Here is a 20,219-nt window from a genome sequence, read left to right as displayed (position 1 = left end):
TAATGCCTCCACGCTTATCGCCAACTTTGCACAAGCGCAGAGGATGTCAATTGGCACGATTCACGCCTTCAGCAGCCACTCATGCTCCGGCTGGTTATGGAATTTCCACACCCGCTTCGGGCCGGCCATGACGTTGAGATAATAGAGGTCGTAGCCGTGAATGGTTGAGCAGGGATGATATCCCTTCGGCACCAGCGTCACGTCGCCATTCTCCACCGCCATCGCCTCATCCAGTGACCGGTCGTCGGTATAGACGCGCTGGAAGGCGAAGCCCTGCGGCGGATTGAGGCGGTGGTAATAGGTTTCCTCGAGGAAGCTTTCGTTCGGCAGGTTGTCCTGGTCGTGCTTATGCGACGGATAGGACGACGTGTTGCCGCTCGGCGTGATCACCTCGACGACCAAGAGCGAATGCGCCGAATTGTCGTCCTCGGGCATGATGTTGGTCACGAGGCGGACATTCGAGCCCTTGCCGCGCTCGAACTGCGGATGGGTGCCCGGCGGGATCGGCTTGCTCTTGAAATCGCCGCCACCCGGTGCCGAGCAGACGGCGAGTTCGAGATCCGTCAACGCCCTGACCTGCCATTCGGACCCTGGCGGGACATAAAGTGCATGCGGCGCGCCCTCGAACGGGCTCATGCGTTCGCCCATGTCGCCCATCGGCTGTTCGTCGACGATCACCTCGCTCTTGCCGCTGATCCAGACGAGGCAGACCTCGCGGTCATTGGTCATGGCGCTGATCCGGTCGCCGGCCTTCACCTTGTGCAGGTCGAAGCCGACATAGGTCCATCCGGCGCTTTCGGGGGTGACATGGGTGACGCGGCCGCGGTCGCCCTTGGGTTTCACGAGCAGGTTCGGCATGAGTTGTTCTCCCGGTGTTCGAGGAGCGACAACCCCTCACCAACTTCGACCATGGGTTCGCTCCGCTCACCCGGTCTTCGTATCCTCTCCCACAAGGGGAGAGGTAAGTTCGTGGCATCGCCTCGCCTCAAGTGAGAGCGGCGCTTGTGGCACCCTACCTCTCCCCTTGTGGGAGAGGATAGCAAGTCCGCGAGAGGCGCAGCCGATCGCTGGACGCGCTTGGTGAGGGGTGGATCCACCCCCGCCCAGGCAGACTTTAGCCCTTGGGAAACCCTTCCGTCTCCACCGTATACCCGGCCGCCGTCATCACTCGCATCAGCTCTTTATGCCCAATCTCCGCCATCTTCGCCGGCGGCGCCTTGCGCGGGTCCTGCTCGGCCTCGACGACAAACCAGCCCTCATAGCCATAATCGGCAAAACGCTGGACGATGGCGCCGAAATCCAGCGAGCCGTCGCCCGGCACGGTAAAGGCGCCGAGCGCCACGGCATCGAGGAAGGACTGCTTGCTCCGGTCGAGCCCATCGACCACGGCCTGGCGGATATCCTTCACATGGACATGATTGATGCGGGCATGGTGATGGTCGATGGCGCGCAGCACGTCGCCGCCGGCAAAGGCCAGATGCCCGGCATCGAGCAGCAGCGGAATGCCTTCGCCCGAATTCTTCATGAAGGCATCGAGCTCCGGTTCGGTCTCGACCACGGCGGCCATGTGGTGGTGATAGGAGAGCGGCATGCCCTGCTCGGCGCACCATTCGCCGAACTCAGTGACCTTCCTGGCATAGGTCTTCATCTCGTCATCGCCGAGCCTGGGCTTGGTGGCGAGCGGCTTGGACCGGTCACCCTGAATCGAGCGGCCGACTTCGCCATAGACGATGCAGGGCGCGTTGACGGCCTTGAACAGCTCGATCATCGGCAGGATGCGGTCCTTGTTGGCCGCGAGCTCCTCATTGACCAGCGTGCCGGAGAACCAGCCGCCGCAGAGCGTCACATCGGCGGCGCGCAGGATCGGCAGCATCTCCTCGGGATTGGTCGGGAAACGGCGGCCCTGTTCCATACCGGTGAAGCCCGCCGTGCGCGACTGGCGCAGGCATTCCTCGAGCGATACGTCGTCGCTGAGTTCTGGAAGGTCGTCGTTCCACCAGGCGATGGGCGACATGCCGAGTTTGGCTTTCATTCTCTTGTCTCCTTGCGGCGTCGAGGGAAGGCCGGGATATGCGCTTCCGACGACAGTCTTATGTTACGCCGTCCAACGGGCGCGCTTATCCGATGCTCTGGGAGGCGAGCGCCTTGACATAGGCTTCGCGCGCCTTGTTGACGCTTTCGCGCGGGCTGACTTCCGGCACGGCGACATCCCACCAATGGCCGCCTTCGTCCGTCGTGATCAGCGGATCGGTGTCGATGACGATGACGGTCGTCCGGCCATTGCCGCGCGTGTCCTTGAGCGCCTGTTCGAGCTCGGCGATCGAGGCGGCCTTGATCGCGACCGCACCCATGGATTCGGCGTGCTTGCGGAAGTCGATATCGGGCATCTGCTCGAGATTGGCGTCCTTCAGGAGGTTGTTGAAGTTGGCACCACCGGTCGCCATCTGCAGACGGTTGATGCAGCCGAAGCCGCGGTTGTCGAGCAGCACGACGGTGATCTTCTTGCCGAGCATCACCGAGGTCGAGAGCTCGGAATTCATCATCATATAGGAGCCGTCACCGACCATGACAACGACATCGGCATCCGGCCGCGCCATCTTGACGCCGAGGCCGCCGGCGATCTCGTAGCCCATGCAGGAGAAGCCATATTCCATGTGGTAGCTGCCGGGCGAGGTCGCCGGCCACAGCTTGTGCAACTCGCCCGGCAGGCCGCCCGAGGCGCAGAGCAGCACTGTGTTTTCGCCGGAATGATGTCGCGCGGTGGCGCCGATCACCTGGGCGTCGGAGGGCAGGTCGACATTGGTCGCGGCCATCGCCTTGTCGGCGGACTTCATCCATTCGGCTTTGACCTTTTCGGCCTTCTCCTGGAGCGCCTTGGGCGCCGTCCAGTCGCCGAGCGCCTTGGACATCGCCTTCAGCGTCACCTTGGCATCGGCGACGACGGTGAGCGCATTGTGCTTGGCAGCATCGAAGCTCGCGGTGTTGACGCCGATGAACTTGACCTTGGGATCCTTGAAGATCGCCCACGAACCGGTGGTGAAGTCCTGCAGACGCGTGCCGACGGCGAGGATGACGTCGGCTTTCTCGGTCAGCGCGTTGGCGGCTGACGTGCCAGTGACGCCGACTGAACCCATGGCCATCGGATGGCGCTCGTCGATCGCCGATTTCCCAGCCTGGGTGACGACGACGGGGATGCCGTGCTTTTCGGCAAAGGCGGTCAGCTTCTTAGTAGCAAGCGAATAGAGCACGCCGCCGCCGGCGATGATGACCGGCTTGGTCGAGGCCCTGAGCACCTCGACCGCCGCTTCCAGCTCGTTCTCGTCCGGCTGCGGCCGGCGGAAGGACCAGACCTTTTCCTCGAAGAAGCTTTCCGGATAGTCGAAGGCCTCGGCCTGGACATCCTGGCACAGCGACAGGCAGACCGGACCGCAATCGACCGGATCGGTCATCACCTGCATCGCGCGGCGGAGCGCCGAGATGATCTGTTCGGGCCGGGTGATGCGGTCGAAATAGCGGGTGACCGGACGAAAGGCATCATTGGCCGACAGGGTGCCGTCCTGGAAGCTTTCGATCTGCTGCAGCACCGGGTCCGGCGCGCGGTTGGCGAAGACATCGCCGGGCAGGAACAGTACGGGGAGGCGATTGACATGGGCGACGCCGGCGGCGGTGACCATATTGAGCGCGCCGGGACCGATCGAGGTCGTCACCGCCATGAAGCGCTGGCGAAACGAGGCCTTGGCATAGGCGATCGCGGCATGCGCCATGCCCTGCTCGTTGTGGGCGCGATAGGTCGGAAGTTCGTCGCGCACCTGGTAGAGCGCCTCGCCGATACCTGCGACATTGCCATGGCCGAAGATCGCCCAGACTCCGCCGAAGATCGGCACCTTCTTGCCATCCACGATGGCCATCTGCTTCTTGAGAAAATGCACGACAGCCTGTGCCATCGTCAGCCGGATCGTCTTCGCCATCTCGTTCCTCCCGCTTGTGTGGGTCGCGGTTCAAATTCTTCGTGCACGAGGGTCTTACCCCTCACCAACTCCGGCCAGGCGATCGCTACGCTCTCGCGGCCTTCGTATCCTCTCCCACAAGGGGAGAGGTAAAACTTGCGGCGCCGTCTCACGACAAGGGAAGGCAGCGCTCGTGGCACCCTACCTCTCCCCTTGTGGGAGAGGATAGCAAGCCCGTCTGAGCCAAGGGCGAAGACTTGGGCGCGCTTGGTGAGGGGTTCTGCTACAGCCCCCGAGTCCTCAACCAAGCCTTGGTCAATTCCTCGAACCGCCCCGCCATATCGGCAATGGCGGCCTCGTCATTCATCTGCCCCGAAAGCCACTGCCGCGCGGCATGCGCAAAGATCGTCCTGCCAACCGCAAAGCCCTTCACCGAAGGCGCAACAGTCGTTGCCGCAAAGGCCTTCTCCAACTCATCCGCCGGCGCTTCCAGCCCGAGCAGCACGATGCCGCGGCAATATTCGTCATTGTTGGCAATCACGGCCTCGATGTTCTTCCAGGCCTGCGCCGAATGCTGCGGCTCGAGCTTCCACCAGTCGGGCTTGATGCCGAGATCGTAGAGTTCGGTCAGCGCCCGGGCGATCGTGTCGTCGTCGAGCCGGCCATGCTTGCCGGCGATGATCTCGACCAGCAGTTCGCGGCCGACGCGGCGGGCGGCTTCGAACAGCGTCCGAATCTTCTGCTGCTGTTCTTTCTTCAGATGATCAGGGTCGTCAGGATGATAGAAGCAGAGACATTTGATGCAATGATCGACGGGCCATTCGACGAGCTGCGAACCGATATCCTGCGAGAACTCGAAGCGGAGCGGACGCGAGCCGGGAAGCTCCACCGGCCGGCCGATCCAGGAAAAGCCCTTCTTGGCAGCGTCGAAGAAAGCCTCGCGACCGAAGCGTTCGTCAATCAGCATGCCGTAGCCCTCGCGGCCCTGGCTGACGCGGGCGGCGGCGGCGACGGCGAGGCGCTTGAAGGCGTTGATCTTGCTGTGCGGCACCTGCAGCTCGTCGGCGATGTCGGTCAACTGCGAGCGGTGGTCGATAGCGAGCGCCATCAGGAGCGGGATCTCGCCGCGCCGGTTGGTCGCCCAATGAATATGGTTGATCGCCTCGTCCTTGCGCAGCGCGCGGAACTTGCTGCCATGCTTGAGGAAATAGGTCATTTCCTCCCAGGTCGGATATTCCGGCGCGCAGAGCAGGCGCGAAACCGCAAAGGCGCCGCAGGCGTTGGCCCAGGTGGCGGAGGTCGCATGCGGCTCACCCTTCAGCCATCCGCGCAGGAAGCCCGACATGAACGCGTCGCCGGCGCCGAGCACATTATAGACCTCGATCGGAAAGCCCTGCCCAATGATGCCGTCTTCGAGATTATCGCTGATCGGGCCGTCATAGACGATGCAACCCATGGCTCCGCGCTTGAGCACGATGGTCGCTTCGGTCACGGCGCGGATCGCCTTGAGCGACGCCAGCACATTGTCGGCGCCCGAGGCGATCATGATCTCTTCTTCGGTGCCGACGATCAGGTCGCAATCGGGCAGCACTGATTTCATCAGCGTCGAGACGCGGTCGGACTTCACATAGCGCTCGAAGCCTTCGGCATGGCCGGCGAGGCCCCAGAGGTTCGGGCGGTAGTCGATGTCGAAGATCACCTTGCCGCCATTGGCCTTAGCGATGCGGATCGCCTTGCGCTGTGCCGCTTCGGTGTTGGGTCGGGAGAAATGCGTGCCGGAAATGAGGACGGCCGCCGAAGACTTGATGAAATCCTCGTCGACGTCGTCTTCGTCGAGCGCCATGTCGGCACAGTCGGTACGCACGAAGATCATCGGCGAGACGCCTTCGGATTCGACCGAGAGCAGCACCAGCGCCGTCAGTCGCTCCTTGTCGGTGACGATACCCGATGTATCGACGCCCTCGCGGTCGAGCTGCTCGCGGATGAAGCGGCCCATCTGCTCGTCGCCGACGCGGGTGATGAGGCCCGAGCGCAGGCCGAGCCGCGCGGTGCCGACCGAAATGTTGGTCGGGCAACCGCCGACGGATTTGGCGAAGGAAGCAATGTCTTCCAGCCGCGAGCCGCTCTGCTGCCCATAGAGATCGACCGAGGAGCGGCCGATCGCGATGACGTCAAGAGTTCGTTCCGAACCGCCTGCGCTGCTCATGGTTTCCTCCGTCGTCCCTGCATGTTCTGATGATCAAAGTGAAACATTAATTCCGAAAAAATGTCAAATAGAATTTTTGTTTCATTTTTCCTTGGGCACCCCGTGATGACTGCCCTGCCGCCGCTTCTCGGCAACGGCAACGGGCAGCGCCATGGCAAGCGCCATCGAGGCCGAAATCGAGCGGAAGCCGGAATAGTCCGACTCGGCCACCTCGAACCAGACCTTGGAATGGCTGGTCAGCGGAGAAAACACCGAGTCGGTGATCGACACCAGCGGCACGCCGCGCTCGGCGAAGGCCTGGGCATAGGTAACGGTCTCGGAGGCATAAGGCGAGAAGGAGACGGCAAATGCCACATCACGACGCGTTGCGAACTGCGCCATTTCCGGCTCGACACCGTTGGGCGAGGCGACCATGACATAGCGGATGCCAAGTTTGCCCAGAGCATAGGCCATATGCGCCGTCAGTGGATAGGCGCGGCGCTTGGCAATGAGATAGATCGTTTCAGCGCCTGCCAGCATGTCGACAGCGCGGGCGAATTGCGCCGGGTCCACCGTCGCGGCGAGACGGCTGATCGATTGCGACGCGGCATTGAGGAAGCCGCGTAGCAGTTCGGTTTCCTCGACATGCTTGCCGCCCTGTTCGAGATTGCTGAGGCGCTCCTCGTAGGAGAGGTGCTTCTCCTTGAGTCGGCTGCGGAAGATGCTCTGCAGGTCGGAGAATCCATCGTACCCGAGGTGGCGGGCCAATCGCACCAGCGTTGACGGCTGGACATCGGCCGCCGACGCAATACTGGCCGCGGTGCCGAAGGCGATTTCGTCGGGATTGCCGAGCGAATAGGCGGCGACCTGGGCGAGGCGCTTGGGCAACTCGTCCTTCATCGCCACCATCAGCGCGCGCAGGCTCTCGAAGTCGCGTGGCGGCGCCTGGATTGCTGCTTCGTCCATCATCTCCTCCGACAGTGATGGCCTTCACATATCAGTCGCGGAACGTTTGTTCCACTGTTATAGGATAAAATTGGTGAAGTCTTCTCACATCGTGAAATTTTCATTCCCCTTTTGTCGTCGTTAGCGTATTTGTTCCGGAAATAGGAGATATCGACATGGCAGGTATTGGCGTCGGCCTCATCGGAACCGGCTATATGGGCAAGTGCCACGCGCTGGCCTGGAATTCGGTCGCCTCGGTCTTCGGTAATGTCGAGCGCCCGCGCCTGATCGGACTGGCCGAGATCGATGCGGACCTGGCGCGGCGGAAAGCGACGGAACTCGGCTTCGCGAGTAGTACGGGAAATTGGCGTGACCTGCTCACGGATCCCGAGATCGGTGTCATTTCCATCACGACCCCCAACCAGTTCCATGCCGAGATGGCGATATCGGCGCTTGAAGCCGGCAAGCATGTCTGGTGCGAAAAGCCGATGGCGACGTCGCTCGCCGATGCGGAACGCATGCGCGCCGCCCAGCGCGCCTCCGGCAAGGTGGCTGTCATGGGCTACAATTACATCCAGAACCCGCTGATCCGGCATATGTCTGCGCTGATCCGGGACGGCGCCATCGGCGACGTCACCCATGTCCGCGTCGAGATGGACGAGGACTACATGGCCGATCCGACCGAGCCCTTCTATTGGAAGAGCGAGGCTCAATCCGGTTATGGCGCGCTTGACGATTTCGCCGTGCATCCTCTGTCGCTGCTTTCAGTGCTTGTCGGCCTGCCGGCCCAAGTGATGACTGATATGGCCAAGCCCTACGCCGAACGCCCGTCGCGTGACGGCGGCCGCCGTGCGGTCGAGAACCACGACATCGCCAACGTTCTGCTCGCCTTCGGGAACGGCGTCTCGGGCGTGCTCATGGCCAATCGCTCCGCTTGGGGCCGCAAAGGCCGGATCTTTGTACAGATCTACGGCTCCAATGGTGCGCTTCTCTATGATCAGGAGCGGATGAACGAATTTCAGCTCTATGATCGCGCGGGCGAGCCGGCGAATCACGGCTTCCGCACGGTTCTCACGTCTGGCAGTCATCCCATCTATGGAAAGTTCATTCCGGCGCCGGGCCATGGCCTCGGCTTCAACGATCTCAAGATCATCGAATGCCGTGAATTGCTCTCCGCCATATCAGGCGACGCGGCCCATATCGTCGATTTCGATACCGGATTTGCTATTGAACAGGCAGTCCACGCCATGGCACAATCGCACTTCGAGCGTCGCTGGATGAAGACAGCCTGAAGCTATTGTTCATTTCAGGTTAAAAAATCTCTGCCTGTGTCATTGAAACTGGCATGGCCATCCGTAATATTCCCGAACAAGTTTCTGGAGGTACGGGCATGTTTACGCGGCTTACACCACGCCGTCTCCCTTTCCTGGTTGTATTTGCAGCGGTAATCTCCTTCACCGGTGGTGCGGCGGAAGCCGCCAAGCGCGTGGCGTTGCTGATCGGCAACGCGGAGTACCGCGCGACGACGCCGCTCCGGAATCCCACGAACGACGTCGAGCTCATGCGCAAGACCCTGATCGACGCGGGGTTCGATGAGGTCGACGTGGCGATCAATGTCGACCTGGTCGGCATGAAGAAGGCCTTGAGATCTTTCGAGGATAAGGCCTATGGCTCTGAGGTTGCTCTCCTCTATTATTCCGGCCATGGCATCGAAATGGGGGGCACTAACTATCTGATCCCTACTGATGCCGTGCTCAAGACCGACCGCGACGTCGAGGACGAGGCGCTCGCCCTTGACCGTGCAGAACGCTCCCTCAATGGCGCGACTCGGTTGAAGCTCATCATCCTGGATGCCTGCCGCAACAACCCCTTCATCGAAGCGATGGCCGCGACGTCGGGCACTCGCGCGATCCAGAAAGGCCTCGCCAAGGTCGAGCCGGAAGGTGCCGATACGCTCGTCGCCTATGCATCGCGCGCCGGAACGGTGGCGCTCGATGGCGCGGGCGTGAACTCGCCCTTTGCCGAAGCGCTCTCGAAATACATCACACAGCCCGGTGTCGATATCCGTATCGCCCTCGGCCAAGTCCGCGACGAGGTGGTGAAGGTCACGCAGCGCAAGCAGGAGCCTTTCGTCTATGGCTCGCTCGGCGGCGCGCAGATCTACCTCTCGATCAAGGAACTGAACGTCACCATCAACACCAACACCGACACCAAGACGGAGACCAAGAAGGAAGAGGTCGCCCCGAACGGCATCTCTTCGGCCGCCGCCGACTGGCAGAACATCAAGGATCTTGCCGACAAGGAACTTCTCGAAGCCTTCATCACCAAGCATGGTGCAGACCCGGTCTACAAGATGCTGGCCGAGAAGAAGCTGAAGCTGCTCGCTGCAGCCGAAGCCAATGCCGATATCAGCGCTGACCAGATCGCCTGGGAGGCACTCAAGGGTTCGACCGACCTCGCGGCGATCAAACGCTTCATGGAGCGCTATCCCGAAAGCCAGTACAAGAAGGACGCCGAAATCGCGATTGCTTCGCTCGCACCGGCGCAGAACCAGAGCATCATTTCGTCCGACATGAAGGACACGGCGGCCGCGCGTGACTGCTATCTGCTCGCCGCCGAGCCGCAGTCTATGACGGGCTTCCCGGGTGTCTATCTCAAGAAGATGGACGCGCGGCGCGCGCTCACCGCCTGCGCGCAGGCAGTGAACGAAAATCCGCAGGACGCGATGCTGACCAACCTGCTCGGCCGCGCGCATGAGGCCGACCGGAACTATACCGAGGCCCGCCGCAACTACACCAAGGCCTCCGAGATGGGCAATCTCTACGCCCTGACCAATCTCGGCTGGTTCTCGGTCTATGGCATCGACGGTCCGGTCAATGTCGAAGAGGGCAAGAAGGCTTTCGAGAAGGGCGCGATCCAGGGCAACCATTTTGCCCAGGCCTCGCTCGCCTTCCTCTATCGTGACGGCTATGGCGGCACCGAGCAGAACAATGCCGAAGCCATCAAGTGGTACGAGAAGGCTGCCGAACAGGGCAATGCGTCCGCGCTCGGCAATCTCGGCGGCTTCTATCGCGATGGCGTCGGCGTCGACAAGGATTACCAGAAGTCGCTCGACTACTATCGCCGCGGCGCAGATGCCGGCGACCTGAGCTCGATCTCCGCCATGGGCTATGCCGCCCAGAACGGCCTCGGCATGCCGCAGAGCTATGAAGAAGCCCGCCAGTGGTATGAGAAGGGTGCCAATGCCGGCGACGCTTATTCCATGGCCTCGCTCGGCTTCCTCTATGACGCCGGCGCAGGCGTGAAGCAGGATTATGTCGAAGCCCGCTACTGGTATGAGAAGGCCGCCGACGCCGGCAGCGCCTATGCCATGGGCAATCTCTCGCGCCTCTATGACCAGGGCCTCGGCACCTCCGTCGATCCCAAGGAAGCAGTCCGCTGGGCCGTGGCTGCCGTCGAAAGCGGCGATACCGGCAAGCTCGAGGAACTCAAGACCTCGCCGACCAACTTCTCGGCCAATTTCCGCAAGGAATTCCAGCGGGTGCTCCAGGAGCGCGGCTATTTCCGTGGTGTCGTGAACGGTGATTTCGGCGCCGACACGATGATCGCGATCGACAGCCTCGCCGCCGGCAAGGATCTGAACCCGACCCAGGCCGACAACAGCACCAGCAACACCCTCGATGGCGTCGGCATTTCGTCGAGCGGCAACGCGACGACGGATGGCAACAACAATCAGACCAACAACAGCATTTCGACCACCATCGCTGATGCGATCACCTTCCGGCCGAATGTGAAGAGCCAGACGAAGGACGCGAAGGAATGCTACGAACTCGGCGGAGAGCCGGGTTCGGAGCCCAATTTCGCCGGCGTGCTCTTCGCCGATATTCCGGTGCGCAAGGCGATCGATGTCTGCACCCGGGCGGTGGAGCAGGATCCACGCGACTCGATGCTCTATGACATTCTCGGCCGTGCCTATGACATGGACCGCAATTACGAGCAGGCGCGCCGCTGGTATCAGAAGGCGGTCGATCTGGGCAATTCCTATGCTTATTCGAACATGGCCTGGCTCGCGATCTACGGCAATGGCGAAACGCAGGACATGCAGAAGGGCATGCGCATGATGGAGCGGGCGGCAAGTGCCGGCAACTCCTATGCTCAGGCCTCACTCGGCTGGATATACCGCGAAGGTTACGGCGGCATTTCAAAGAACCACAAGGTGGCCTTTGACTGGTACATCAAGGCGGCGCAGCAGGACTATGCCAATGCTCAGGCTTCAGTCGGCTATCTCTATCGTGAAGGCCTCGGCACCGAGCGCGACTATGTGAAATCGCTCGAATTCTACCGCAAGGCCGCGATGCAGGGCGACATCAACGCCATGGGCTCTGTTGGCTATGCGCTGCAGAACGGCTTCGGCACCGACGTCAACTTCGAAGAAGCCCGCTACTGGTACGAGAAGGCGGTCGAGAAGAACGATCCCTATTCGCTCTCGGCACTCGCCTGGCTCTATCGCGAAGGTAAGGGCGTCGATCAGGATTACGGCAAGGCGCTCGATCTTTATCGTCGCGCGGCTGAGAAGAACGACGTGAACGGCATGTCCTCGCTGGGCTACATGGCGCAGTACGGTCTCGGCATGCCGGTCAACTATCCGGAAGCGCTGCGCTGGTACGAGATGGCCTCGGCGCAGAACGACGCCTATGCCTTCTCGGCGCTCGGCTACATGTACCGCGAAGGCGTCGGTGTACAGCGTGACTATGCCAAGTCGCTCGACTACTACCGTCGCGGCGCCGACCTCGGTGATCTGAATTCCATGGGCTCGATGGGCTATGCGCTCCAGAACGGCCTCGGCACGCCGGTCAACCTGGAAGAAGCGCGCCTGTGGTACGAGAAGGGGGCGGAACGCAACGACTCTTACTGCATGGCCTCGCTCGCCTGGCTCTACGAAAACGGCAAGGGTGTGCGCCAGGATTACCAGCAGGCCAAGACATGGTACGAGAAGGCGGTCGAAGGCGGCAATGCCTACGCCATGGGCAATCTCTCCTACCTCTATGACCGCGGCATGGGTACGCCTCAGGATGCCCGCGAAGCTGCACGTCTCGCTGTGTCATCGATGGAAGGCGGCGAGACGCCCTTCATCAACGATATGAAGGGCGGCGCCAAGAACTTCACACCGGAATTCCGCCAGGAAGTGCAGCGGCTGCTGCAGGAGCGCGGCTACTATTCCGGACCGATCGACGGCGTCTTCGGCGCCACCATTTCGATCGCCATCGACAAGCTGACGGGCTCGCGGACTTAAGCGAACTTCGAATGTCTTGCAAAACGAAACGCCCGGCCAAAGAATGGCCGGGCGTTTTTGGTTTGGAGATGCAAGGCGTAGAGATCAGAGAGTGAAGTCGCTGTCCTGCAGCGCGTTCACGTCCTTCACCTTGATCTCGAAATCGGCATTGCCGTCGCCATCGACGTCGCCCTGGAGGACGCCGTTGTCGAAGCGCAATTCACCGGCCGCGTTGCTGAAATTCTGGTCATCGATGAAGGTGAAGTTGCCGGCGCCCGACAGGTCGATCTTGTCACCGTCCTCGAAGTCCTCGATGGTGTCGGCATTGCTGCCCTTGCCCATCTCGTTGACGTCGGCGAAGATGAAGACGTCTGCGCCGCCACCACCTTCGAGATGGTCCGCGCCCTTGCCGCCGGTCAATTCATCCTTGCCGTTGGCACCGGACAGAAAATCCTCACCATCGCCGCCGAAGAGCTTGTCATTGCCCTTGAAGCCGGCAACATCATCCTTGCCGCCCATGCCCCAGAGCTTGTTGTCGCCTTTCGAGCCGAGAATGCCATCACCGAAGGACGTACCCTCGGCATTTTCGAAGTCCTCGAGCTTCTCCTTCCGGCCTTCACCGGTGCGGGCAAACTCGCGGCCGAGGTCGAGATCGACGCCCCAGCCCTCGAGATACTTGTCATCGTCCTGGGCTAGGTAACTCACGGTGTCATTGCCGTCGCCGCCCACGAGCAGGTTCCAGTAGCCAGCAGACGAAATAAGATCGTCGCCGCCGCCGCCCCAATATTCGCTCTGCGCGGTGAAAGCGGTCAATGTGTCGTCGCCAGCGCCGCCATAGACTTCGTCATGGGCATTGTTCTTGGCAAAACCCTTGCCGGTATAAGTGTCCTCGCCGCCGCCAAGGTCGATCCGGTTCCGGCCCTCGATATCGCTCTTGACGATATCGTTGTCGTCGCCGGCATCCACCCAGGTATCGGTCAGCGTCAGGCTGATCTCGTCATCCCCGCCTTTGGTGATGATGTTGTAATAGTCCTTGCTCTGCGTCTGGTTGACGATGTCGACGCCGTTGTCGCCCTCATAGGTCTTCTTGGCCATGGATGTCTCCTTATAGTCCGCACCCGCTATCCCGAACGCCGATCTGGATCAGATTAGTGGTCAAATCACGGCAGGGATACGGGCATTGTCGGTGCTCTAGCCGTCCTGCGCTGAATTGAATCTGAAACCGTCGTTAATCCGGCGTTCAGGAAAGTCGGGGATTCGAGCGCATGCCAGTCATGACGGGCGAACGTGCTCTGCGGGGATAGGTTCCCGCAGAGTCGACCTGATGACGTCGCGTCAGCAAGGCAATGGAGAGTCGTGCGGGGCGATTACATCCCCCAGCGAAGTCCGGCGGTGTGGACCGGCTGGTCCCAGAGATCAAGCATCTCGTCATCCATCATGATAGCCGTGATCGAACATCCAGCCATGTCGAGTGAGGTGACATAGGAGCCGACCAGCGAACGCACGACTTTCACGCCCTGCTTTCCCAGCAGGTCGCGGGCGATGCCATACATGAGATAGAGCTCCATCGCCGGCGTGCCGCCGAAGCCGTTGACGAAGAGCAAGGCATTGCCCTTCGCGCGTTCGCCGAGGTCGTGGACGATCGACGTGCAGATCTCTTCTGCGATCTCGTTGGCGCTTCTGAGCGTGTCGCGACGACGGCCTGGTTCGCCATGGATGCCGACGCCGAATTCCATCTCGCCGTCGCCGATCTCGAAGGTCGGTTTGCCAGCGGCGGGCACCGTGCAGCTGGTCAGCGCCACGCCCATCGAGCGGGCGCTGGCATTGACGCGCTTGGCGAGCGCGGTGAGTGGCTCGAGCGCCATGCCGTTCTCAGCCGCGGCGCCGGCGATCTTTTCGACAACAAGCGTGCCCGCTACGCCGCGTCGCCCGGTCGTCCAGGTCGAATCCTCGACTGCGACGTCGTCGTTGGTGATGACGCTCGCGACCTGGCCGCCAGACATCTCGGCGCCCATCTCGAAATTCATCACGTCGCCTTCGTAGTTCTTGACGATGAAAAGGCAGCCGGCACCGGTATCGACGGCCGCAGCCGCCTCCATGATCTGGTCCGGCGTGGGGGAGGTGAAGACCTGGCCGGGGCAGGCGGCATCGAGCATGCCGTGGCCGACAAAGCCGCCATGCAGCGGCTCATGACCCGAGCCACCGCCCGAGAGAAGCGCGACCTTGCCCGGCTTGAGGGTCTTGCGGCGCAAGAACTTTCCCGACGGATCGAGTGTCAGGATATCGGCATGCGCTGCGGCGAAACCGGCCAGGCTCTCGGTCAGGATATCGCCCGCCGCGTTCATGAACTTTTTCATCGTTTTCCTCCTCCCAGTTTCATAAGACCCCTCAACCCACCTTGCCCATGATCGCCGCCATCCGATGTGCGAATTCTGCAATCGCCTCGTCGAACTGCCGGTTCTTCTCGTCGTCCTTGAAGTCGAGCACCATCAGGGACATGTGCCTGAGCACGGTATCGCCATCCAGTTCCTCGCGCTTCTCCGGATGGGCGGCATGGTAATCTTCGAGAAACTGCCGCTTCTCCTCGGCATTGAAATGACAGACCGAGAAGATAACAGGCACATGCTTGGCCGGCAGCGGGGTCGCATAGGCGGTCGACAGGATCTGCGTCACGAAGCTGCGGTGCTTGCCGAGCGCGTCGGCGATGCGCTGGCGCGTGCCGGAGGGACGCTTGTCAATCAGCGCCGAGAGCCGCGCCTTGTACTGCTTGACCGGATCGATCGGGATGAGTTCGTTCACGCGCTCTGGTCCATCAGGTTGATACCCGCGATTGCCGCCTTGACCGCGCCTATCCGCGAGGCCGCCACCGAGAGCGATCGCAAACCGGCCTTGATGAGACACGGCACCAGCGCCGGGTCGCTGCCAGCATCGCCGCACAGGCTGACCGGGATACCCGTTTGGGTACCATGGGCTGCGACATTCGAGATCAGCGACAGCACGGCGGGATCGTCGGTCTTGGCAAGGGCTGCGAGCGCACCGCTATCTCGCGATGCCGCCATCACATATTGTGTGAGGTCGTTCGAGCCTATCGAGAAGAAAGCGGCGTTCGAGAACCGTTGGGGCGTGATCGCCACCGAGGGCACCTCGACCATGATGCCGAGTTCCGGCATGGCGAAGGGCAGGCCGTCCATAGCGAGCTTGCCCATTTCCTCGTCGAACAATGCGCGCGTCTGATCGATTTCCCGTGGCACCGAGACCATTGGCAGCATGATCTTGAGATTGCCGTGCACGCCGGCGCGGAGCAGCGCCCGGATCTGGACGCGGAAAATCTCGGGCTTGGCAAGGCAGAGACGGATACCACGCACGCCGAGGAAGGGATTGCTTTCCTCGATCGTGAAGCCCGGCACGGGCTTGTCGCCCCCGGCATCGGCCGTGCGGATCGTCACCGGCTTGGCTCCCGCCCATCCGAGGACCTTGCGATAGGCGCGATACTGCGTCTCCTCGTCCGGCAGACCCTTGCCGTAGAGGAACTCCGTGCGCATCAAGCCGACACCGTCGACATGGCCGATATCGATATGGTCTGTGTCCGCGGGGTCGGCGATGTTGACATGGATGGCGATCGAAATACCGTCGGCGGTCCGGGCCGGCTGCGGCGCAAAGCGGGCCGCGACGGCGGCATCTGCTTCGAACGAGGCCCTTCCGGCCTTCCAGGCGTGTAGCGCAGCTTCATCCGGCGACACCACGAGGCTACCGGCCTTGGCGTCGAGGATGGCTTGGCAATCCTTCTCGACATGCCCGGCGCCGATACCCACCACCATCGGCACGCCGCCCTGCCGCGCCAGCATGGCGACGTGGCTGGTCGTGCTGCCCTGGCGGAGCGCGATGCCGCCGCCGGTCCAGTCGTGAACCAGGAAGGCGCTCGGCGTGATGTCGTCGGCGAGATAAATGACACCTACGGGGATCGAGGCTTCGCTATCGCCACGCAAGGCGCGCAACACGCGGTCTCTAATGTCGGTCAGGTCCGCAGTGCGGGCGCGGAAATATTCCTCTTCCGACTGCGCGTAATTGTCGATCTCCTGGTCGAGCACTTCGGCCCAGGCGATATCAGCCGCGGAACCTCTGTCGATCAGGGCGCGCGCTGCCTCCGGGAATGTGTCGTCGCCAAGCATGGCGACCTGAAATTCGAGGATATCGGCAGCGTCGCCGCTGGCTTTACCCATCAACTCTGCCGTCGCCTCCAGCGCCTGCTCGATCGAAGCAACGAGATGAGCATATTCGGCATCGGTGGATTTGTGCTTGATATAGGTGCCGCGCTCGGATTTTGCCGCGCAGAAGACAGGACCGCGCGCAAAGCCCGCGCTGGCCGGCAGGCCCGAAAAGCGCATCTCAGCCTGGGTCATGGCCTTCGCCTTCGTCAAAATTGCGCTCGACGAGTGCCCGGAGCGTCGCGACCGCCGCATCCGCATCGCCGCCGCTCGCCCGGATATGCAGAACGGTGCCCTCCGGCGCCTTCATCGCCATCACCTTGACGATGCTCTTGGCATCGATCCAGGGGCCGCTCTCGGCCGAGGCGATCTCGGTTTTGGCGTCGAACGTCTTGGCAAGCTTGGTGAACTTGACCGATGGGCGCGCGTGCAGGCCCACCGCATGGGTGATCTTCACCTGTGTTTCCGCGCTCACCGTTTCCATTCCGATCTCCATATTCCGGATACCTTGATCCGTCGCTCTATCCCACCCGTCAGAGCGGGGAAAGCTCTTCCGCTGTTGCCACCACCGCGCCGAGCAGGGCGCCGCCGGATGCTTCCGTCGCCGCCATCACCGCGCCCTCGACGACGGGCGCATTGCAGATCCGGATCTTCTCGGATTTCGGCTCGCCGATGATCTCGATCGCCATTTCCGAATTGGTCTCGGCCCCACCGAGATCGACGAGGATGGCGACACCTTTCTCGGTCCAGGCATTCTCGATCGCGGCGATGATCGCCTCGACCGAAGTGCCGAGCCCACCAGAGGGGTCACCGCCGCACCAGGCGAGCTTGACCTCGTCGCCCACCATCTGCCGCACCATGTCTGCCGTCCCCTCCGCCACCTTGGGCGAGTGGGAGACGATGACGATGCCGACATTCTGTTCTGCTGAGCCGTTCATCGGCGCTTCTCCATGAAATCTGCGATGGCTTCGGCGAGCAGTGAGACCGAGCGCGAACCCGGATCCATATGGCCGACCGACCGTTCGCCGAGGAAAGAGGCGCGGCCGCGCGTGGCAAGAACCGGCACGGTCGCTTCCGCAGCTTCTGCCGCCACGACCTTGACGCCCGAGCCATCGGCACCGCCGTCCAGCGCATCGGCGATCGGATAGAGAACGTCGAGCATCGTCTTCTGGCCCTTCTCCGACTTGCCGCGTGCCGCGACACTGTCGACTGCCTTGCGGAAGGCGGCGTTGAACGCTGCGCGATCGGGCGTCTCGCCAATTTCCTTGCCAAGAGTCATCAGCAGTGTTCCGAAGAGTGGCCCGGACGCGCCTCCAACGGTCATGACCAGTTTCATGCCGGCAGCCTTCAGCGCCTCGCCAAGCGGCTTGATGGAGATCGCATCACGCTCGGCCATTAGCGCCTCGAATCCTCGCTTCATATTGTGACCGTGGTCGCCGTCGCCGATCGCGGAATCGAGCGCCGTCAGTTCGTCCGCATGGGCGGCGATCAGCTGCGAGATCGTGCCCATCAGGGCCTTGAGGTCGTTAGCGGTCAATGTTTCTGCCATATCAATATCCATTCACCCGATCCGCCTGCCATCCGCGCCGAAATAGAGCGGATTGGTCAGCGTCAGCGCCACCTGGTCGCCCGCCTTGAGCGGCGAAGCCGGATCGGCCAGGCTTATGAGCTTCTTGCCTTGGCACCTGAGGTGCAAGTGCTTCTGGTCACCAAGATGTTCGATCCAGTCGATCTCGGCATTGGCCGCTCCATTGGTTGCGGGATTGATCTCCATATGCTCGGTTCGGACGCCGATCACCTTTGTCTCGGCCGGAATGCCCTGGCCGGGGATCAGGCCGGGATCGACGAGATTGATCGCCGGCTGGCCGAGCCGGGCGGCGACATGCAGGTTGGCCGGCCGCTCGTAGATTTCGCGGGGAGACCCGACCTGCACCAATTCGCCCTCGTGCAGGATGCCGATCCGGTCGGCCATGGTCATGGCTTCGATCTGGTCATGGGTCACATAAAGCATGGTCGCGCCGAGATCGGCCTGGATGCGCTTGAGCTCGAGCCGGAGATCGGCGCGCAGCTTGGCGTCGAGCGAAGAGAGCGGCTCGTCCATCAGGAAGACGGAGGGTTCGCGCACCAGCGCCCGGCCGATCGCCACGCGCTGCATTTCGCCGCCCGAAAGCCGCGTCGCCTTGTTCTCGAGCTTGTGGCCGATGCGAACCATGGCCGCGACCTCTCGCACCCGCCGGTCGATAGCCGGCTTATCCAGCCGGCGTGCCGGCGACTGGAGCGGGAAGGCCAGGTTCTCGTAGACCGTCAGATGCGGATAGAGCGAATATTGTTGGAACACGAAGGCGGTGTCGCGCGCCGACGGCGGCAGGTCGTTGACCCTTTCCCCACCGATCATGACATTGCCGCTATCGGCCTTTTCGAGTCCGGCCACGAGCCGCAGCGTCGTCGTCTTGCCCGCGCCGGTCGGGCCGAGCAGTACGACGAACTCGCCGTCGTGAATATCGAGCGAAATGCCTTTGACGGCCTGGGTGTCCCCAAAGCTCTTGCTCACCTGTTGGAGTGCGATGTCAGCCATGATGCCCTCCATCATGCAATGCGGTGCGGATCGCCCGGCCGGAAGCCTCGTCGAACAGCGACAGCTTCGGCCCGTCGAAGGTCAAACCGACATTGTCGCCCGCGGCAAGTTGGCGGGACGATGACGTCCGAGCCTTGATCATCGTGCCGCCGATATCGATCGCAACGATCTGCGATGTGCCGAGATAGGCGGTTTCGAACACGCGGCCGCGTAGGCCGGAACGGTCGTCGAAACGGATATGCTCGGGTCGCACGCCGAGAACCAGTTTCGCCGGCGCAACGTCCTCCCGGATCTCCGGCAGGAAGACCGGCTGGCCATCGATCGCAACACTGGTATCGCCCTTCTTCAGGCCCGCTTCGAAACGCATGAAATTCATCGGCGGCGAACCGATGAAATCGGCCACGAACATGGTCGCCGGACGGTTATAGATTTCCTCCGGCGTGCCATATTGTTCGATGACGCCATTGCTCATGACCGCGATCTTGTCGGCCATCGACATGGCTTCCAGCTGGTCGTGTGTGACATAGACGGTGGTGGCGCCGATGCGATTGTGGAGCTCCCTCAATTCCCGCACCATCAGGTCACGAAACTCGGTATCGAGCGTGCCGAGCGGCTCGTCCATCAGAAAGCATTTCGGCCGCCGTACGATGGCGCGACCGAGCGCCACGCGCTGCCGGTCGCCGCCGGCCAGCCCCGAAACCGAGCGGTCAAGCAGGTGGCCGATCTGCAGGAGCTTCGCTGTTTCCTCGACCCGCTCCTTGATCTCCGCGCGCGGCATGCCCTGGTTGACCAGCGGATAGGAGATGTTCTTCCGCACGCTCATATGCGGGTAGAGCGCGAAAAGTTGGAAGACGAAAGCGATGTCGCGATCGCGAGCGCGCAGCATCGTCACGTCGCTGCCGTCGAGCAGGATCTGGCCCGATGTCGGCAGTTCGAGTCCTGCGATCATTCTGAGCGTCGTTGTCTTGCCGCAGCCCGACGGTCCGAGCAGTGCCAGGAACTCCCCGTTCTCGACGACGAAGTTCGAGTTCTGCACGGCGTTGAAATCACCGAACGACTTTTTGAGATCTTGTACCCTGATTTCCGACAC

General features: G+C 62.1%; 16 protein-coding genes. 2 read left to right on the top strand and 14 right to left on the bottom strand.

Annotated features, from left to right (window positions below; genetic code table 11):
• Nucleotides 1-60 precede the first annotated feature (60 nt).
• The 5 genes from iolB to AC2YI2_RS19895 all read right to left on the bottom strand — a co-directional run bounded on the left by iolB (nt 61) and on the right by AC2YI2_RS19895 (nt 7,098).
• Complete coding sequence (iolB, locus tag AC2YI2_RS19915) at nt 61-858, bottom strand: 5-deoxy-glucuronate isomerase (RefSeq protein WP_487388228.1); 798 nt, start codon at nt 856-858, stop codon at nt 61-63.
• Nucleotides 859-1,114: 256 nt separating this feature from the next.
• A complete protein-coding gene (gene iolE / locus AC2YI2_RS19910; RefSeq protein ID WP_487388227.1) occupies nt 1,115-2,032 on the bottom strand; it encodes a myo-inosose-2 dehydratase in 918 nt (305 codons plus the stop codon).
• An 85-nt stretch (nt 2,033-2,117) separates the two neighbouring features.
• Complete coding sequence (gene iolD / locus AC2YI2_RS19905; protein ID WP_487388226.1) at nt 2,118-3,968, bottom strand: 3D-(3,5/4)-trihydroxycyclohexane-1,2-dione acylhydrolase (decyclizing); 1,851 nt, start codon at nt 3,966-3,968, stop codon at nt 2,118-2,120.
• Between the two features lie 262 nt (nt 3,969-4,230).
• On the bottom strand, nt 4,231-6,153 hold the full coding sequence (locus tag AC2YI2_RS19900; protein ID WP_487388225.1) for a bifunctional 5-dehydro-2-deoxygluconokinase/5-dehydro-2-deoxyphosphogluconate aldolase: 1,923 nt from the start codon (nt 6,151-6,153) through the stop codon (nt 4,231-4,233).
• 81 nt (nt 6,154-6,234) lie between these two features.
• A complete protein-coding gene (locus AC2YI2_RS19895; RefSeq protein WP_487388224.1) occupies nt 6,235-7,098 on the bottom strand; it encodes a MurR/RpiR family transcriptional regulator in 864 nt (287 codons plus the stop codon).
• 155 nt (nt 7,099-7,253) lie between these two features.
• On the opposite strand from AC2YI2_RS19895, the gene AC2YI2_RS19890 reads away from it, so the two are divergent.
• Both AC2YI2_RS19890 and AC2YI2_RS19885 read left to right on the top strand, forming a co-directional pair.
• Entirely contained in the window at nt 7,254-8,369 is a 1,116-nt protein-coding gene (locus AC2YI2_RS19890) for a Gfo/Idh/MocA family protein (protein WP_487388223.1), read from the top strand.
• A 98-nt stretch (nt 8,370-8,467) separates the two neighbouring features.
• Entirely contained in the window at nt 8,468-12,370 is a 3,903-nt protein-coding gene (locus tag AC2YI2_RS19885) for a caspase family protein (protein WP_487388222.1), read from the top strand.
• A gap of 84 nt (nt 12,371-12,454) precedes the next feature.
• Here AC2YI2_RS19885 and AC2YI2_RS19880 read toward each other — a convergent pair whose 3' ends face one another.
• The 9 genes from AC2YI2_RS19880 to AC2YI2_RS19840 form a co-directional block, all read right to left on the bottom strand.
• Nucleotides 12,455-13,444: a calcium-binding protein gene (locus AC2YI2_RS19880; protein WP_487388221.1), complete on the bottom strand. Its 990-nt coding sequence runs from the start codon at nt 13,442-13,444 to the stop codon at nt 12,455-12,457.
• Nucleotides 13,445-13,716: 272 nt separating this feature from the next.
• Nucleotides 13,717-14,706, bottom strand: a complete 990-nt coding sequence (gene dhaK / locus AC2YI2_RS19875) for a dihydroxyacetone kinase subunit DhaK (protein WP_487388220.1) — start codon at nt 14,704-14,706, stop codon at nt 13,717-13,719.
• A 31-nt stretch (nt 14,707-14,737) separates the two neighbouring features.
• A complete protein-coding gene (locus tag AC2YI2_RS19870) occupies nt 14,738-15,148 on the bottom strand; it encodes a hypothetical protein (RefSeq protein WP_487388219.1) in 411 nt (136 codons plus the stop codon).
• Complete coding sequence (gene ptsP / locus AC2YI2_RS19865; protein ID WP_487388218.1) at nt 15,145-16,749, bottom strand: phosphoenolpyruvate--protein phosphotransferase; 1,605 nt, start codon at nt 16,747-16,749, stop codon at nt 15,145-15,147. The genes AC2YI2_RS19870 and ptsP overlap by 4 nt, the downstream gene beginning before the upstream one ends.
• Nucleotides 16,736-17,038 carry an HPr family phosphocarrier protein gene (locus AC2YI2_RS19860; protein ID WP_487388217.1) on the bottom strand — a complete coding sequence of 101 codons (303 nt, stop codon included), beginning with the start codon at nt 17,036-17,038 and terminating at the stop codon, nt 16,736-16,738. The genes ptsP and AC2YI2_RS19860 overlap by 14 nt, the downstream gene beginning before the upstream one ends.
• A gap of 49 nt (nt 17,039-17,087) precedes the next feature.
• Entirely contained in the window at nt 17,088-17,492 is a 405-nt protein-coding gene (dhaM, locus tag AC2YI2_RS19855; protein ID WP_487388216.1) for a dihydroxyacetone kinase phosphoryl donor subunit DhaM, read from the bottom strand.
• Entirely contained in the window at nt 17,489-18,103 is a 615-nt protein-coding gene (gene dhaL / locus AC2YI2_RS19850) for a dihydroxyacetone kinase subunit DhaL (RefSeq protein ID WP_487388215.1), read from the bottom strand. Before dhaL ends, dhaM begins: the two co-directional genes overlap by 4 nt.
• Nucleotides 18,104-18,115: 12 nt before the next feature.
• A complete protein-coding gene (locus tag AC2YI2_RS19845) occupies nt 18,116-19,129 on the bottom strand; it encodes an ABC transporter ATP-binding protein (protein ID WP_487388214.1) in 1,014 nt (337 codons plus the stop codon).
• The gene (locus AC2YI2_RS19840; RefSeq protein ID WP_487388213.1) at nt 19,122-20,219 is read right to left on the bottom strand and encodes an ABC transporter ATP-binding protein; all 1,098 of its coding nucleotides are present in this window, start codon (nt 20,217-20,219) and stop codon (nt 19,122-19,124) included. Before AC2YI2_RS19840 ends, AC2YI2_RS19845 begins: the two co-directional genes overlap by 8 nt.

This window comes from Rhizobium sp. SRI_017 (genome assembly GCF_057586295.1).
Note: the sequence above shows the minus strand (reverse complement) of the source record. Positions and strands in the feature narration are given on the sequence as shown.